Source organism: Streptomyces sp. H51 (assembly GCF_035656535.1).
Lineage (GTDB): Bacteria > Actinomycetota > Actinomycetes > Streptomycetales > Streptomycetaceae > Streptomyces.
Genome location: NZ_JAYMHD010000025.1, coordinates 1 through 15,564, shown reverse-complemented (window position 1 = coordinate 15,564; position 15,564 = coordinate 1). Strand labels below are relative to the sequence as shown.

The window sequence follows — 15,564 nt, the reverse complement described above, 5'->3', positions numbered from 1 at the left end:
CCCGCGGTCTCCCGGCGCGGGCGCGCACGCACGTACACGGCCAGCGCGTACACGGGCACGCGCGTACACGGGCCCGCGCCGCGAAGGATCGTCAACTCAAGGTTGACACCCCCCAGCCCGTCAACCTACGGTTGACACATGACGACGAACCCGAGCATCACGTCATCCGTACGCCTCGACGAACTCATCACCGCCATCAAGAAGGTCCACAGCGAGCCCCTCGAACAGCTCCAGGACGCGGTGATCGCCGCCGACCACCTCGGCGAGGTGGCCGACCACCTGATCGGGCACTTCGTCGACCAGGCCCGCCGGTCGGGCGCCTCCTGGACGGACATCGGCAGGAGCATGGGTGTCACCCGGCAGGCGGCCCAGAAGCGCTTCGTGCCGAAGGAGTCGGCGGACGCCGACCAGAACCAGGGCTTCGACCGGTACACCCCGCGCGCCCGCAACGCGGTGATGGCCGCCCACAACGAGGCGGTCGCGGCCCGCACCCCCGAAGGCCGCCCCGAGCACCTGCTCCTCGGCCTGCTGGCCGAGCCGGAGGGACTCGCGGCCAAGGCGATCACGGCCCAGGGCGTGCCGCTCGACGCCGTACGGCAGGCGGCGACCGCCGCCCTCCCGCCCGCCGCCGAAGAGGTCCCGGGTCTCATCCCCTACGGCTCCGCCGCCAAGAAGGTGCTGGAGCTCACCTTCCGCGAGGCCCTCCGCCTCGGCCACAACTACGTCGGCACCGAGCACATCCTGCTGGCGTTGCTGGAGTTCGAGAACGGCACGGGAGTGCTGGCGGACCTCGGCATCGGGAAGCCGGCGGTGGAGGCCGAGGTCGTGAAGGCGCCGACGCAGTTCGCGCAGACCCAGGAGGAGACGAGCTGAGCCGAGCGAAACCGAGCGCGACCGACCGGAACGGGCCGGTACCGCGGCGAGAGCCGCGGTACCGGCCCCGGCTCTCGCCGGACCCGCGTTGTCAGACCGGCCTGCGACACTCGCAGGCATGACCGGCCGGTGGGCGCTCGCTCCGGCCGAGGACGGCGGCGCGGAGGTCGCCCCCCTCGGTCCCGGCGGGCTGCCCGCCGGGCCGGTGCGCCGGGAGGCGGACCTCGCGCGGGCCGTACGGGAGCGGCCGGAGGCCACACGCTGGGTGTGGCGGTCCACCGCCGAGGTCTACCCGCGCCTGCTCGCCGCCGGCGTGCGGGTGGAGCGGTGCTACGACGTCGAGGACGCCGAGACCCTCCTCCTCGGCCACGAGGGCAGATACGGCGAACCCCGCTCGGCGGCCGCCGCCCTGGCCCGGCTGCGCGGCGGCCCGGTACCCCCCGATCCACCGCAGCGCTCCGCCGCGCCGGGCGCCCAGTCCCCCCTCTTCGAACCGCAGTCCGTCCGCCTCCCGCTGGCCGACCTCGCCGAGGTGTACGCCGGGCAGCAGCGCCGGCACGAGGCGGCGGCGCACCCCGAGCGGATGCGGCTGCTGACCGCGGCCGAGTCGGCGGGCATGCTGGTCGCCGCCGAGATGAACCGCGCCGGACTGCCGTGGAGCGCCGAGGTGCACCGCCGGGTGCTGCACGAACTGCTCGGCGAGCGGTACCCGGGCGGCGGCGAGCCCCGGCGGCTGGCCGAGCTGGCCGACGAGGTGTCCGCCGCGTTCGGCCGCCGCGTCCGCCCCGACCTGCCCGCGGACGTCGTCAAGGCCTTCGCCCGGGCCGGCGTCAAGGTCGGATCCACCCGCCGCCACGAGCTGGAGTCCGTCGACCATCCGGCCGTGAAACCGCTGCTGGAATACAAGAAGCTGTACCGGATCTGGGTCGCCCACGGCTGGTCCTGGTTGCAGGACTGGGTGCGCGACGGGCGGTTCCGTCCCGAGTTCCTCGCGGGCGGCACGGTCACCGGACGCTGGGTCACCCACGGCGGAGGCGCGCTGCAGATCCCCAGGGTCATCCGGCGTGCCGTGGTCGCCGACCCCGGCTGGCGGCTGGTCGTCGCCGACGCCGACCAGATGGAGCCGCGGGTGCTCGCCGCCATCTCGCGCGACCCGGCGCTGATGGAGGTCGCCGGACGCGACGGGGACCTGTACCAGTCCGTCTCCGACCGGGCGTTCTCCGGCGACCGCGCGCAGGCCAAACTCGCCGTCCTCGGCGCGGTCTACGGCCAGACCTCCGGCGACGGCCTGAAGAACCTCGCCGCGCTCAGACGCCGCTTCCCCCGGGCGGTGGCGTACGTCGACGACGCGGCCCGCGCGGGCGAGGAGGGCCGGCTCGTGCGGACCTGGCTGGGGCGGACCTGCCCGCCCGCGGCCGGGGCGGGCGGGAACGCGGCGGAGGAGGCGGGCATCCCCGTCGGGGAGGACGAACCCGAGGGACGGCAGTGGGCTCCGGGGCACTCCTCCGGCGACGCCCGCGCCCGGGGCCGCTTCGCCCGTAACTTCGTCGTCCAGGGCAGCGCCGCCGACTGGGCGCTGCTGCTGCTCGCCGCACTGCGGCAGTCCTGCGCGGGCATGGCGGCCGAGCTGGTCTTCTTCCAGCACGACGAGGTGATCGTGCACTGCCCCGAGGAGGAGGCCGGGGCGGTCGTGACGGCGATCCGGGAGGCGGCGGACCTGGCCGGACGGCTCACGTTCGGCCAGACGCCGGTCCGGTTCCCTTTCACGACGGCGGTGGTGGAGTGCTACGCCGACGCCAAGTGACCGCCGGGCACCCCGGTCAGATGACCGGCGGCCTGCCCAGCCGGGTGAGCCGCCACACCGTCCGCCACCGCATGGGCCGCCGTTCACCGGCGGGTTCCCGCAGCCCTTCCACGAACCCGCCGAACCAGGCGCGCAGCCCGGCCCTCGACCGGGTCCGCGCCAGGGTGAGCAGCACCCAGATCCCCAGGTGGACGGGGACGAGGAGGAGCGGCAGCCGGCGCCGCACGAGCCACACCCGGTTGCGCGCGTTGACGCGGTGGTAGATGGCGTGCCGGGCCGGCGAGGTCTTCGGGTGCCGCGGCAACAGCTCGGGCGCGTACAGGATCCGCCACCCCGCGTCGGCGGCCCGCCACGCGAGGTCGGTCTCCTCGTGCGCGAAGAAGAACTCGGCGGGCCAGTCCCCCACCTCGTCCAGCATCGTCGTACGCAACGCGTGCCCGCCGCCCAGGAAGTGGGTGACGTACCCGCCGCGCATCGGGTCGGAGGAGCCGACCCGCGGCACGTGCCGCTGCTGCGTCTCCCCGTTCTCGTCCGCGATGCGGAAGCCGACGATGCCGAGCCGCGGGTCGGCGTCGAACAGCTCCCGTACGCGCCGCAGCACACCGGCGTCCACCAGCAGACCGTCGTCGTCCAGTTCGACGACGACGTCGACGTCACCGAACTCGCGCAGCGCGCGCAGGGCCGCGTTCCGTCCGCCGGGGCAGCCGAGGTTCTCGTCCAGTTCGAGGAGGGTGACCTCGCCGGGCAGCGTCGACCGCGCGCCGTGGTCGGGCAGCGGGCAGCCGTTGCCGACGACCACGATCCGCGCGGGCGCCAGGTCCTGCTCGGCCACGGACTCCAGCAGCGCCTCGACCTCGGCGGGCCGGTTGCCCATGGTCACGACGGCGACCGCGATCCCCGACGCCCCCGTGTCCGCCATGTCCCACTCCGTCCCGGCCGCCGACGACACCGGGCGCGATGCCAACCGTTCACGGTAAGGACTTCTCAAGGACGCCGGTCGGTCGGCCGTGTCGTGGACCGCGGTGCGGAGCGCCGGGCGCCGACGGCCATGAACGCCGCCGCCGCAGCGACCAGCACACCGCCCGCCACCCACCACGGCCAGTCGGCGGCGGCTCCGGACCCCGTGGACGCCACCGGTCGCGCCGACGACGAGGACGGCGCCGACGCCGTGGGCGTGGACGCGGCCGACGGCACCGTCGCCGCGGGTGTGGGCGTGGGCCCGGGCCGGGCCGCCGCGGCGGCCGCCGCGTCCGTGCTGGTGAAGGCGAAGCGGCCCTGGAGCGGGGCCCCGTCCGCCGCGACGGTCCGCCAGGTCACCTGGATCCTGCCCGTGGGCAGGGGGCCGACCTTCTGCCGTACGTCCCCGTCCACCACGCTCGGCGCGCCGTCGCCGTACGACGCCCCGTCCGGACCGGTCACCACGACCGCGGTGTACGGCTGCTTCACCGGACCGTCGAAACTCAGCGTGATCACCGTGGGCGCCTTCGCCGTCACGGATCCGGCCGCCGGACTGGAGTCGAGCAGCCGCGCGTGCGCCCACGCCGGCGCGGCCGGCCACAGGACCGACACCACGGCCAGCAGCACGACCGCGAGGACGAGCGGCACAGCTCTGGATTCAGCAAAGAGGCTTCGGCGCTTCACAACCCAGTACGTCGGACACGACCCCCGCCGAGTTCCCGGCCGACGCCGCTTTCCGCGCCCTGGCGTGTGCGGGACACGTCACACACCGCCCGGGAACTCGCCGCCGCGGCGGCCCGACTCCCTGTGTGACTGCGGGAGTGACGCCGCAACCGAGCCGGAGGCACAGACACCATGCACACCATCACCCCCAAGACCACGCCGGTGGCCCGCGCCGCCCGCCTGCGTGCCCTCGCGGCGGCCACGGCGGCCACGGCCGTATGCCTCACCGCCGTCGCCGGCTGCGGCACGAACGGGTCGTCGTCCTCCGACGCGAGCGCCTCCGCCAAGGCCTCCGCCAAGGCCGCGGCGACCCCGGCGGCCGCGGTGACGGTGAAGGACCCGTGGGTGAAGGCCACCGACTCCGCCATGACGGGCGTCTTCGGCACCCTGGTCAACACCACCGGCAGCAAGGTCACGGTCGTGTCCGCGACCTCGACCGCGGCGAAGAAGACGGAGCTGCACGAAGTCGCCGATGTGGACGGCAAGATGGTGATGCGCCCGAAGGAGGGCGGCTTCACCGTCCCGGCCCGCGGCACCCACCAGCTGCAGCCCGGCGCCGACCACCTGATGCTGATGGGCCTGGCCAAGGAGGTGAAACCGGGCGACGAGGTCACCGTCACCCTCACCTTCGCGGACGGCCGGAGCCTGCGCTTCACCGCGGTCGCCAAGGCGTTCGCGGGCGGCAAGGAGAACTACAGCCCCGGCATGAAGAAGGGCTGACACCCGCCATGGAGGACACCACCGCCTCCCCGGCCGACGGTGCCGGCGCCGGCGCGGTCAGCCGCCGCCGGCTGCTGGCGGGCGGCGCGCTCACCGTCGGCGGGGCCCTGGCGGGAGCCGGAATCAGCGCCGCGGCCACCGGCGGCGACCGCTCGGCCGGCTCCGCCCCCGCCGCGGCACGGCAGCAGGCCCCGGACTACGGCACGCAGCGCGTCCCGTTCCACGGCCGTCACCAGGCGGGGATCGCCACCCCGGCCCAGGCGCACGCCGTGTTCCTGGGCTTCGACCTGGCCAAGGACGTGGATCGCGCGGCACTGGGCCGGATGATGCGGCTGCTCACCGACGACGCCGCACGGCTGACCCGGGGTGAGCCCGCGCTCGCCGACACCGAAGGTGAACTGGCTTCGCTGCCGGCCCGGTTGACGGTCACGTTCGGCTTCGGACCGGGCCTGTTCACGGCAGCCGGACTGGAGCGCCGGCGGCCCGCGTCGCTCGCGCCGCTGCCCCGCTTCTCCATCGACCGGCTCCAGGACCGCTTCTGCGGCGGCGACCTGCTGGTCCAGATCTGCGCCGACGACCCGCTCACCGTGGCGCACGCCCAGCGGATGCTCATCAAGGACGCCCGCAGCTTCGCCCGGCTGCGCTGGACACAGCGCGGGTTCCGCCGCGGGCGCGGAGTCGAGGACGACGGCGTCACCCAGCGCAACCTCATGGGCCAGCTGGACGGCACCGCCAACCCGGTCCCCGGCGGCGACGTCTTCGCCGGGGCCGTGTGGACCGACTCGGGCCCGGCGTGGCTCAAGGACGGTGGCACGACCCTCGTCCTGCGCCGTGTCCGCATCGAGCTGGAGACCTGGGACGCCGCCGACACGAAGGCCAAGGAGTTCACCGTGGGCCGGCGCCTGGCCACCGGCGCCCCGCTCACCGGCAAGGCCGAGAAGGACCTGCCGGACTTCGACGCGAAGAACGAGCTCGGCTTCCCCGTCATCTCCGACTTCGCCCACATACGGCGCGCCCGCGTCACCGAGGACCGAGCGCGCATCTTCCGCCGCCCCTACAACTACGACGACGCCCCGGCCGCGGACGGACGCCCCGACACCGGCCTGCTGTTCGCCTCGTTCCAGCGGGACATCGGCGAACAGTTCCTGCCCATCCAGCGCAGACTCGCCGCCGCGGACCTGCTCAACCAGTGGACCACCCCGATCGGATCGGCCGTCTTCGCCATCCCGCCCGGCTGCCCCCCGGACGGCTGGATCGGCCAGTCCCTGCTGGAGTAGCGCGCCGCCCCGGCGCACGCCGGGGTGAGCCGCGGCGCCCGGCTCACCCCGGCGAAGGATTCGAGGCTGCGTGGGGCCGCACCACCCGGATCGCGGACGTGGGTGGTGCGGCCGGACCACCCGGCCGTATGAGCTCGTCGGCGGAGACCGGCAGGCTGATCAGGCAAGGGTCGTGACTGTCACTTCTCGATGTCCGCGCGCATGGAAGCAAAGAGCCGGCCGGCCTCGTCGAGCTTCATGTCGGGTATGACGGCGACGCCGGTCGTATCGGAATCCGCCCATCCGCAGACGCTGTTCTCGCGCTTCGGGTCCACCATCATGCACTCCACCGAGCCGCCCAGTGTGCCTGCTTCGACCGCATGCGCCTTGGGCCGCTTGTCGGCGGACTCGTGGGACAGAAGCGGGATCAGTTGCCCGTACAGGTACTCCCGCCGCTCAGCGGTGCCTTCCGGGATGTCGGCCTCGCCCACGAAGAGGATCGGATCGGCTGCCTGCTCCCCGGTGTACGCGGTTACCACCACGGTGGAGTCCTTTGTGACCTTGCCGGGATCCACGGAGACCTTCTTCAGCATCTCGTGGTCGCGGTCCCGCTTCAGGCCACCGGCATTCTCGGCACCCACGATCGTCCGGTGCTTCTTCGACGTCTCCCCGTCATCGGAGGAGAGCGCGAACCCACACGACGACAGGGCTGACAAACCCACCGTCACCGCAAGAACCCTGACGAAGCGGCCACGGGCGAATGTCACTTCATTGATCATCTTCTGACAGTAGGCATATCACTCAACACCCTTCGGGAGTAATCGATGCTCAATTCGCGTCACGGCGCGGCGGTCGGCGCCCAGGCGATTGTGTTCCGACTTCCTCGGACGGCCGCCGGCCATGCTCCCTCGCAGGTCGCGCAGGTCCACCGCGTCCTGACCCGCACCCTGAAAATCGCTCTGGGACCAGAACTGAGACCGCTGACACCCGCGCGGCCCGCGCGCCACGTCGCCGCCGCATCCACTGAACGAGAAAGCCCAGCTCAGACAGTGTCTGAGCTGGGCTTCAAATGGAGCCGCCTTCGGGATTCGAACCCGAGACCTACGCATTACGAGAACGCAAGATCGTCGCCCCAAGGTTCACTTCCTGTCCCTACTTTTGTTGTCTGTGCAGTTCAGCGGACATGAGGGTACCCACGCCGCGATGATCGTTCACGGAGTTTCACCGTCCTTCCGGACCCATCTTGGACCCATGAGGGCCCCACCGGCGGGCTGTCCCGGCCCAGCCGGGCGGGCCTCCAGTTCTGAGCCGGGCGGCAAAGGGGCGTCCAGCGCACCAGCCTTGCGACGCAGAGCGGCCCTACCCCGCTGAGGGGTAGGGCCGCTGGGGACAGGTTAGGGGTTCGATCCGTCTCCGACTGCAGGTCATCGACTGGTGGGACAGCCGGACAGAGACGCTGGTGTACGTCCCCGTCCGACGTCGTCGACGTCAGTGCCTTCTGATCCGTAGCTCTGCAGGTAGCTGAACCATGGGACGCTGGCTGCTGCCTCTGGCAAAGTGATCGGCATTGCTAGACGATTCTCGTGAGGAACCTTGTGAGCACGCTCGGTAGCTTCATCTGGTCAATCGCTGACCAGCTTCGAGGCCCCTATCGCCCCAACCAGTACGGGACAGTGATCCTCCCGTTCACGATCCTCAGACGGCTCGACTGCGTACTTGAGCCGGACCGCGCGGTGGTACGGGAGCTGGCTGCGAGGTACGAGAACCCGAACCGGCTCAAGGTCGAGGTCAAGAAGGCCACGGGACGGACGTTCTACAACACCTCCAACTACGAGTTCGCGAACCTGCTGGCCGATGCGGACGGGCTGGCGGACAACCTCACTGACTACATCGACCGGTTCTCCGCCGACGTAGACGTGTTCGAGTACTTCGACTTCAAGAAGGAGATCCTGGCCCTGGAGAAGGCCGGGCTCCTGCGCGAGATCGTCAAGTCCTTCGGCGCCGTCGACCTGCACCCCGACGTGGTGTCCAACGCAGACATGGGGGATGCGTTCGAGTACATCATCCGCAAGTTCAGCGAGGCCGCGAACGAGACCTCCGGAGACCACTACACGCCACGCGATGCGATCCGGCTGCTGGTCGACCTGCTCTTCGCCGAGAAGGACGTCGATCTCACCGAGGGCAGCATCATCCGGTCGCTGTACGACCCCACCGCCGGCACCGGCGGCATGCTCTCCCTGGCAGAGGAGCACCTGCTCGCCCAGAACCCCGAGGCGAAGCTGAGCCTGTACGGCCAGGAGTACAACCCGCAATCGTACGCCATCTGCAAGTCCGACCTGCTCGCCAAAGGCCACGACGCGACCAACATCGCCTTCGGTAACACACTCACGGACGATGCGTTCAAGGGCCGCCAGTTCGACTACTGCATGTCCAACCCGCCCTACGGCGTGGACTGGAAGCAGTACGCCAAGGCGGTCAAGAAGGAGCGCGACTCTGCTGGCCCCTACGGCCGCTTTGCGCCGGGACTCCCCGCGACCTCGGACGGCCAGATGCTCTTCCTGCTCCACTTGGCCCACAAGATGCGCGCACCCGAGGACGGCGGCGGCCGCGTCGGCATCGTCATGAACGGCTCACCGCTGTTCAGCGGCGGCGCCGAGTCCGGCCCCTCCAACATCCGCAAGTGGCTACTGGAGAACGACCTCGTCGAGGCGATCGTCGCGCTGCCGACCAACATGTTTTTCAACACCGGGATCCCCACCTACATCTGGATCCTGGACAACACCAAGCACCCCGACCGCCAGGGCAAGGTCCAACTCATCGACGGCACGTCGTTCTGGACCAAGATGCGCAAGAACCTCGGATCGAAGAACCGCGAAATCAGCGACGATGATCGCGTCGAGATCGTGCGACTGTACGCCGACTTCGAGAACGGTCACCCCGACCTCTCCAAGGTGCTACGCAACGATGAGTTCGGCTACTGGACCATCACTGTCGAGCGCCCCCTGCTCGATGAGGAGGGGAACCCTGTCGTCGACCGCAAGGGCAACCTCAAGCCCGACTCGAAAAAGCGTGACACCGAAAACGTCCCCTTCACCTACGGCGGCTCAACCGCCGGTGCGGCAGGGAAGCGTGAAGTCATTCAGACGTACTTCGAAGCGGAGGTGAGGCCGCACGTTCCTGACGCCTGGATCGACTGGGCCAAGACCAAGACCGGCTACGAAATCCCCTTCACCCGCCACTTTTACAGGTACACCCCGCCTCGCCCTCTCGCCGAGATTGACGCCGACCTGGAGAAGCAGGTCGCCAAAATCCTTGACCTGCTGCGAGAGGTGGAGCAGTGAAGGGGCCTCTCTGGAAAGTCTTGCCCGATGGGTGGATGGCAGGCCAGGTCAAGAACGCTGCGACGGTCACGCTCGGCAAAATGTTGCAGAGCAAGGACTCGGGCAGTGACGTACGTGCGCCCTATATGCGCGCTGCGAATGTGCAACCCGACGGCTTGTTGGCCCTCGACGACGTGAATGAGATGTGGTTCGGCGAGCACGAACTGGAACAATTGAGCATTCGCGCGGGCGACGTAGTCGTTGTCGAGGGCGGCCAGGGCGGGTTCGGCCGTGCCGCGTATGTCGACCAAGACCTTCCTGGCTGGGGATTCCAGAACTCGATCAATCGGCTTCGACCAATTGGAGACTTCGATGGCCGCTTCATCGCGTTCTACCTGATCGCGCTGCGGGCTAGTGGCTTCATCCGTGCCTACTCCAACGTTGTCTCAATGCCGCACCTCACGGCAGAGAAGCTTGCCAGGATTCCGATCCCGCTGCCGCCAGTGGAGGTGCAGCGTGCCATCGCAGACTATCTCGACTGCGAGACGGTCCGCATCGACACGCTCATCAAGGAGCAGCAGCGGCTGATTGAGATGCTCCTGGAGCGGCGAGAATCGGCGATCCGAACGGTTCTGCTGCGCGGATTGGACGACGATGCGCCTCTACGTGCTTCGGGCAGCGAGTTTCTCGGTTTGATTCCGTCAGCGTGGACCATAGTTCCGACACGCCATCTCTGCACCATCACGACAGGTGATGAAGACTCAGGCAATGCTTCCGATGATGGCGCTTACCCGTTCTATGTTCGCGGGCGCGAGATTCTGCGATCGGATACCTACGCGTTCGACGGTGAGGCCGTGATGACCCCAGGTGACGGACAGGGCGGGACCGGCAAGGTTTTTCACTACTTTGACGGAAAATTCCAGGCCCATCAGCGAGTCTACGTCTTCACTGACTTTCACGGAATCACTGGCCGTTATTTTTATTACTACCTATCGACATTCCTGAGGCCAATCGCACTCGCCGGCAGTAACACCGTGACTATGGAATCGCTGCGGCGGCCGCTTCTTGCCAGCTTTCCAGTGGCTGTTCCGCCTGCAGATGAGCAGACCGTGATCGTCGAGCGTCTCGACGAACAGATCACCAAGATCGACCAGTTGATCGCTGAGACCGATAAGTTCATCAAGCTCTCCCAGGAGCGACGTACAGCGATCATCACGGCGGCGGTGACAGGGCAGATCGACGTACCAGAGGTGGCGTGATGGCCGACCACAACGAGGTGGTCTTCGAGACTGAAATCTGCGAGTATCTGCGGGATCACGGCTGGCTGTATTCGAAGAATGACCATGATGGTGGCGAGTATGACCGGGAGCGGGCGCTCTTCCCGGCGGACCTCTTCGCGTGGCTGGAGGCGACGCAGAAGCCAGCATACGAGAAGGCGTTGAAGGCAGCCGGCTCGCAGGCGAAGTTCCTGGACGTGCTGACCGCCGCGCTCGATCGGCCGCTGGAACATGGCGGTGGGACGCTGAACATCCTACGCAATGGGGTGCAGTACATCGGCGGTGGCCGGTTGAAGATGGCGCAGTTCCGACCGGAGACATCGCTCAACGAGACCACGACGGCGCTCTATGAGGCGATGCGGGTACGGGTGGTGCGGCAGGTGCACTTCTCGACCGCTGACCAGCGCAATATCGATCTCGTGTTTTTCATCAACGGGCTTCCGGTGGCCACGGTGGAGCTGAAGACCAACTTCACTCAGTCGCTGGACGAGGCGGTCAACCAGTACAAGCAGCGTCGCAATCCGCTGACGAACGGGCGGCCGGAACCGTTGCTGTCGTTCGGGCACCGCGCGCTGGTGCACTTCGCGGTCTCGAACGACCTGGCGGCGATGACCACGAGGCTGGAGGGAGAGAAGACCCACTTCCTGCCGTTCAACATGGGCTTCGACAGCGGAGCCGGCAATCCGCCCGGTGCGGACGGCCGGTCGTCGACGGCGTACCTGTGGGAGCGCGTCTGGGAGAAGCACGCCTGGCTGAACATCATCGGACGGCTGGTGATCGTAGAGACGAAGGAGGAGTGGGACGTCACTACCGGCACCTCGGTGCGGCGTACGAGCATGCTCTTCCCGCGGTTCCACCAGTGGGAGGCCGTCACGAACATCGTCGAGGCGGTGAAGGAGGAGGGTGTCGGGCAGCGGTACCTGATTGAGCACTCGGCCGGGTCGGGAAAGACGAACACCATTGCCTGGACGGCTCACCGGCTGGCGCGGCTGCATGTCGACGATCAGAAGGTCTTCGACTCAGTCATCGTGGTCGTGGACCGCACTGTGCTCGACTCCCAGCTTCAGGATGCGATCCGACAGATCGATGGCACGGACAAGATCGTCAAGACGATCAGCCCCGAGGACGTCCGCAAGGCTGGCCTGAAGTCGAAGTCGGGTCTGCTGGCGCAGGCATTGAAGAACGGTGAGCTCATCATCGCAGTGACGGTGCAGACCTTCCCGCATGCGCTGAACGAGATCCGGAGCAACACCGGCCTGAAGGGCAAGCGGTTCGCTGTCATCGCCGATGAGGCGCACTCCTCCCAGTCGGGGCAGATCTCTTCGAGGCTGAAGCAGGTGCTGACGGCCGAGGAGGTCAAGGAGATCGAGGAGGGCGGCGAGGTCGACGTAGAGTCGATCCTGGCCTCTGAGATGACCGAACGGGCCGAGTCGGAGAACATCTCCTACTTCGCCTTCACCGCGACGCCGAAGAACAAGACGCTGGAGCTGTTCGGCCGCAAGGGGGCCGACGGGAAGCCGCACGAGTTCCACTTGTACTCGATGAAGCAGGCGATCGAGGAGGGCTACATTCTCGACGTGCTCAGGGGCTACCAGCACTATGACACCGCGCTGAAAATCGCCGGCAAGGCCGAGAGCGGCGACGGAGGGGAGGTCGAGGAGGCCACCGCCCGCAAGGGGCTGATGCGGTGGGTGAAGCTCCACCCGACGAACATCAGCCAGAAGGTGCAGATCATCGTCGAGCACTTCCACGCCAACGTCGCCTACCTGCTCGAAGGCAAGGCAAAGGCGATGGTGGTGACCGACTCGCGCAAATCCGCGGTGAAGTACAAGCTGGCCATCGACGCCTACATAGCCAAGCGCCGCGCCCAGGACGCCTCGTACAACTACCGCACGCTGGTCGCCTTCTCTTCCGGGGTGGCGATTCCCGAGAACGAGACCTGGGACAGCGCCTGGGGCCCACAGCCGTCAGCGGATGACGAGTTCACCGAGGCCAACATGAACCCCGGTGCGGGGGCTGATCTGGCGGCCGCATTCAAGGGCGACACATACAAGATCATGCTGGTCGCCAACAAGTTCCAGACGGGCTTCGACCAGCCTCTCCTCTCAGCGATGTACCTTGACAAGAAGCTGTCTGGGGTCACCGCGGTGCAGACGCTCTCGCGGCTCAACCGCACCCACCGCACCCCTGGTGGGGAGCAAAAGCGCAAGACATTCATCATCGACTTCGCCAACAAGCCCGAGGACATCAAGACCGCCTTCGAGCCGTACTTCAAGAACGCCACCCTGGAGACCGAGACCGACCCGTACATCGTCATCCACCTGGCCAACAAACTTGCCCAGGCCGGGATTTACACCGAGGACGATGTCCGTAAGGTTGCCGAGCTGTGGGTGACCCGGAAGGGTAATAACGCGCTCTCAGCGGCGATCAGCCCGGCGCAGCACGACTTCCGGCGCCGCTACGCGCGGGCGATCGAGGAGGAGGACAAGGTCGCCCTCAATGCGCTCGACCTGTTCCGCAAGGATGTCTCCACCTTCGTACGCCTCTACGACTTCATGTCCCAGATCGTCGACTACGGCGACCCCTACATGGAGATGCTCTCGATCTTCCTGCGCCTGCTGGAGAAGGTCATTGCAGAGTCCGCCTGGACGGCCGACGTCGACCTCTCCGATGTGGTGCTGGTCGGGGTCAAGCACAACAAGGCGAGCCCGGTCGACATCTCACTCGTGGGCGACGGGCATCTGAAGGGCATCAGCGCCGCCGGCACGGGAATGAAGAAGGAGCCGAAGTACGTCGCGCTCCAGGTCGTCATAGACAAGATGAACGATCTCTTCGGCGCCGAGACGTTCGCCGAGTACCAGATCCGGGAGTTCGTACAGGGGCTCGTCCAGCGGTTGCTCGCCAACTCGAACCTGATCGAGCAGACCAGGGTGAACTCCAAGAAGCAGTTCATGGAGTCACAAGACTTTCAAGCAGCCGTTACGGAGGCGGTCGCAGACAACCAGGACGCCCACAACACGATGGCTGACTATTTCTTCACCGACGGGCCGGCCATCAACTCGATCATCGTCGCCCTCGCGGATGCCTTCTACGAAGCAGCGGTCGATCAGCAGGTGGGATCTTAGGTGCGGCCGCACGCATGTCCCGCCCCAGCAGACCACCCCGCTGCGACGGCGTGAAGCTCCCCGTCCCTGTGCACGGTCCCATGAATCCAACCCGGCACCACCTCGCCCGACTCGGGGCAACAGAAGGACAACAAGTCGCGAACCTTGCCCTGGACAAGTCCAAGAACGTCGTGAAACTGCGGCAGGTAGTACGAGCCGTCCTCGCTGACTCACCGACTGCCCAGGAGCTCGATCAGTTGGTCCGCCTGCTGCTGGAGTAGCAGGCGGACCGAGCGCAGGGGTCAGTCTTCGGAAAGGGAGGCTGGTTTGGCGGGGGTGCGCTTGCGGGTCGGGCGCGGCTCGGTCTGGTCAGCGGTGGCCCGCTTTGCGGCAAGCTTCTTGGCGGGAGTGGCCTTGACCTGGGTGCGCTTGCGGGTCGGGCGCGTCGGCTTGTCGCTCGCCGAGGTCTCGGACTTAGCTCGGCTGGTCCGCATGGGGACGCCGTTGGTCTGCGGCTCGGGAGTGGGCTCGGAGGGGACCCGCGGTGCCGGCGCGGGCTCAGGCTGATCGGTGTTAGTCGGGGCGGTCGCCTGCGTGTCGGTGTCCGGCTCGGGCTCCGGGTCCCAAGGGCGGTGCCCGACGTAGAAGGGCTTGGTGTCGAAGACGGGCAGCAGGCGGTCGCTGATGGCGTTGTAGAGGACGACCCCGGGATCCTTGTCCGGTTCGAGGGAGCCGATGTGGACGGGGGTGTGCCAGCGGTGGCCGTGCGGCAAGGGGTGGGAGACGCCCTCGGTGGGTTCCTGGTCGGCGGACTGGATGCCGCCGGTGGCCCACATCTGGATGGTGCTGCCGTCGCCGATCGGGCGCATGCTGATGCGGCGGTCGTTGGGGCCGTCGAGGCTGATGATGTCCTCGATGATCAGCTCGTTCACCTGCCAGGTGTCGGCGCCGAGGTGGCAGGTGAGGGTTTCGGCGGTCTCGTGCAGGGCTGAGGGTGCGAGTTGCACAGGCTTCTCCAAGAGGTCGGATGGTGCTGGTTGGAGCCCGCCCGGGCGGGCGGGCTGGCTTGGGTCAGGCCCGGACGGAGTCCAGGAGGGTGCGGGTGGCCTCGGCGAGCTGAGGACTCATGGCCTCCTCGCTGCCGGCGTAGCTGCAGGCGGCGCGCAGGGCGTCGCGCGCCGCGTCGGTTTCCCCGCGGTCGAGGTGATGGGCGGCGGCGTCGAGGGAGAAGGCGGCGACGCCGAGGGCGTTCTGCTGGTCGTCGCAGGCGGCGCGGTTGGCGAAGGCGCGGGCGCGGGTGGCCCACCTGCGGGCGGTGGTCTCGACGGCGGTGAGGTCGAGCCGGGTGTCGGGGGTAAGGGTTTCGGCCTGCATGGCGAACTCCAAGAGATGCGGTCGGTTGAAGGGTGTGGCACCCCTCCGGCCGGGCAGCGGCGGTGGTGCCGCTGCCCGGTCGGCGGCGATGACGACGGCCTGCCGCTGCCGCTCGGCCTCCTCCACCGCACGCAGCTTCTTGATGGACTCCTCCTG

At 68.3% G+C, this 15,564-nt stretch carries 11 protein-coding genes and 1 pseudogene; 7 read left to right on the top strand and 5 right to left on the bottom strand.

Going from position 1 to position 15,564, the window contains the following annotated elements; genetic code table 11:
• Window positions 1-138 precede the first annotated feature (138 nt).
• Together VKA29_RS07985 and VKA29_RS07980 are read left to right on the top strand one after the other, a co-directional pair.
• Window positions 139-873, top strand: a complete 735-nt coding sequence (locus tag VKA29_RS07985; protein ID WP_324784521.1) for a Clp protease N-terminal domain-containing protein — start codon at window positions 139-141, stop codon at window positions 871-873.
• A gap of 118 nt (window positions 874-991) precedes the next feature.
• Window positions 992-2,677, top strand: a complete 1,686-nt coding sequence (locus VKA29_RS07980; RefSeq protein WP_324784520.1) for a bifunctional 3'-5' exonuclease/DNA polymerase — start codon at window positions 992-994, stop codon at window positions 2,675-2,677.
• 16 nt (window positions 2,678-2,693) lie between these two features.
• Here VKA29_RS07980 and VKA29_RS07975 read toward each other — a convergent pair whose 3' ends face one another.
• Window positions 2,694-3,596 (bottom strand): glycosyltransferase family 2 protein, encoded by a 903-nt coding sequence (locus VKA29_RS07975; protein ID WP_324784533.1) that lies wholly within the window; start codon window positions 3,594-3,596, stop codon window positions 2,694-2,696.
• 65 nt (window positions 3,597-3,661) lie between these two features.
• Entirely contained in the window at window positions 3,662-4,282 is a 621-nt protein-coding gene (locus VKA29_RS07970; RefSeq protein WP_324784518.1) for a copper resistance CopC family protein, read from the bottom strand.
• A 207-nt stretch (window positions 4,283-4,489) separates the two neighbouring features.
• Between VKA29_RS07970 and VKA29_RS07965 the strand changes: the two genes are divergently transcribed.
• The gene (locus VKA29_RS07965) at window positions 4,490-5,077 is read left to right on the top strand and encodes a copper chaperone PCu(A)C (RefSeq protein ID WP_324784517.1); all 588 of its coding nucleotides are present in this window, start codon (window positions 4,490-4,492) and stop codon (window positions 5,075-5,077) included.
• 8 nt (window positions 5,078-5,085) lie between these two features.
• Window positions 5,086-6,354 carry a Dyp-type peroxidase gene (locus VKA29_RS07960; RefSeq protein ID WP_324784516.1) on the top strand — a complete coding sequence of 423 codons (1,269 nt, stop codon included), beginning with the start codon at window positions 5,086-5,088 and terminating at the stop codon, window positions 6,352-6,354.
• Between the two features lie 179 nt (window positions 6,355-6,533).
• On the opposite strand, the gene VKA29_RS07955 is transcribed toward VKA29_RS07960, so the two are convergent.
• Window positions 6,534-7,112 carry a hypothetical protein gene (locus VKA29_RS07955; RefSeq protein ID WP_324784515.1) on the bottom strand — a complete coding sequence of 193 codons (579 nt, stop codon included), beginning with the start codon at window positions 7,110-7,112 and terminating at the stop codon, window positions 6,534-6,536.
• 816 nt (window positions 7,113-7,928) lie between these two features.
• Between VKA29_RS07955 and VKA29_RS07950 the strand changes: the two genes are divergently transcribed.
• From VKA29_RS07950 to VKA29_RS07940, 3 genes are read left to right on the top strand one after another with little or no spacing between them, the layout of a single operon-like run.
• The gene (locus VKA29_RS07950) at window positions 7,929-9,674 is read left to right on the top strand and encodes a class I SAM-dependent DNA methyltransferase (RefSeq protein ID WP_324784513.1); all 1,746 of its coding nucleotides are present in this window, start codon (window positions 7,929-7,931) and stop codon (window positions 9,672-9,674) included.
• Between the two features lie 35 nt (window positions 9,675-9,709).
• Window positions 9,710-10,912, top strand: a complete 1,203-nt coding sequence (locus VKA29_RS07945) for a restriction endonuclease subunit S (RefSeq protein ID WP_324784512.1) — start codon at window positions 9,710-9,712, stop codon at window positions 10,910-10,912.
• Window positions 10,912-14,055, top strand: coding sequence for a type I restriction endonuclease subunit R (locus VKA29_RS07940; protein ID WP_324784510.1), 3,144 nt, complete (start codon window positions 10,912-10,914; stop codon window positions 14,053-14,055). Before VKA29_RS07945 ends, VKA29_RS07940 begins: the two co-directional genes overlap by 1 nt.
• 281 nt (window positions 14,056-14,336) lie before the next feature.
• Here the strand turns inward: VKA29_RS07940 and VKA29_RS07935 are convergent, their stop codons facing one another.
• Entirely contained in the window at window positions 14,337-15,053 is a 717-nt protein-coding gene (locus VKA29_RS07935; RefSeq protein ID WP_324784509.1) for a hypothetical protein, read from the bottom strand.
• A gap of 52 nt (window positions 15,054-15,105) precedes the next feature.
• Window positions 15,106-15,564 (bottom strand): annotated as a pseudogene (locus VKA29_RS07930) (hypothetical protein); the annotation flags it as partial.

Excerpts from the sequence above, each read along its gene's own strand:
- VKA29_RS07985 (WP_324784521.1), top strand. The coding sequence starts at position 139 with ATGACGACGAACCCGAGCATCACGTCATCCGTACGCCTCGACGAACTC.
- VKA29_RS07980 (WP_324784520.1), top strand. The coding sequence starts at position 992 with ATGACCGGCCGGTGGGCGCTCGCTCCGGCCGAGGACGGCGGCGCGGAG.
- VKA29_RS07975 (WP_324784533.1), bottom strand. The coding sequence starts at position 3,596 with ATGGCGGACACGGGGGCGTCGGGGATCGCGGTCGCCGTCGTGACCATG.
- VKA29_RS07965 (WP_324784517.1), top strand. The coding sequence starts at position 4,490 with ATGCACACCATCACCCCCAAGACCACGCCGGTGGCCCGCGCCGCCCGC.
- VKA29_RS07960 (WP_324784516.1), top strand. The coding sequence starts at position 5,086 with ATGGAGGACACCACCGCCTCCCCGGCCGACGGTGCCGGCGCCGGCGCG.
- VKA29_RS07955 (WP_324784515.1), bottom strand. The coding sequence starts at position 7,112 with ATGATCAATGAAGTGACATTCGCCCGTGGCCGCTTCGTCAGGGTTCTT.
- VKA29_RS07945 (WP_324784512.1), top strand. The coding sequence starts at position 9,710 with ATGGCAGGCCAGGTCAAGAACGCTGCGACGGTCACGCTCGGCAAAATG.
- VKA29_RS07940 (WP_324784510.1), top strand. The coding sequence starts at position 10,912 with ATGGCCGACCACAACGAGGTGGTCTTCGAGACTGAAATCTGCGAGTAT.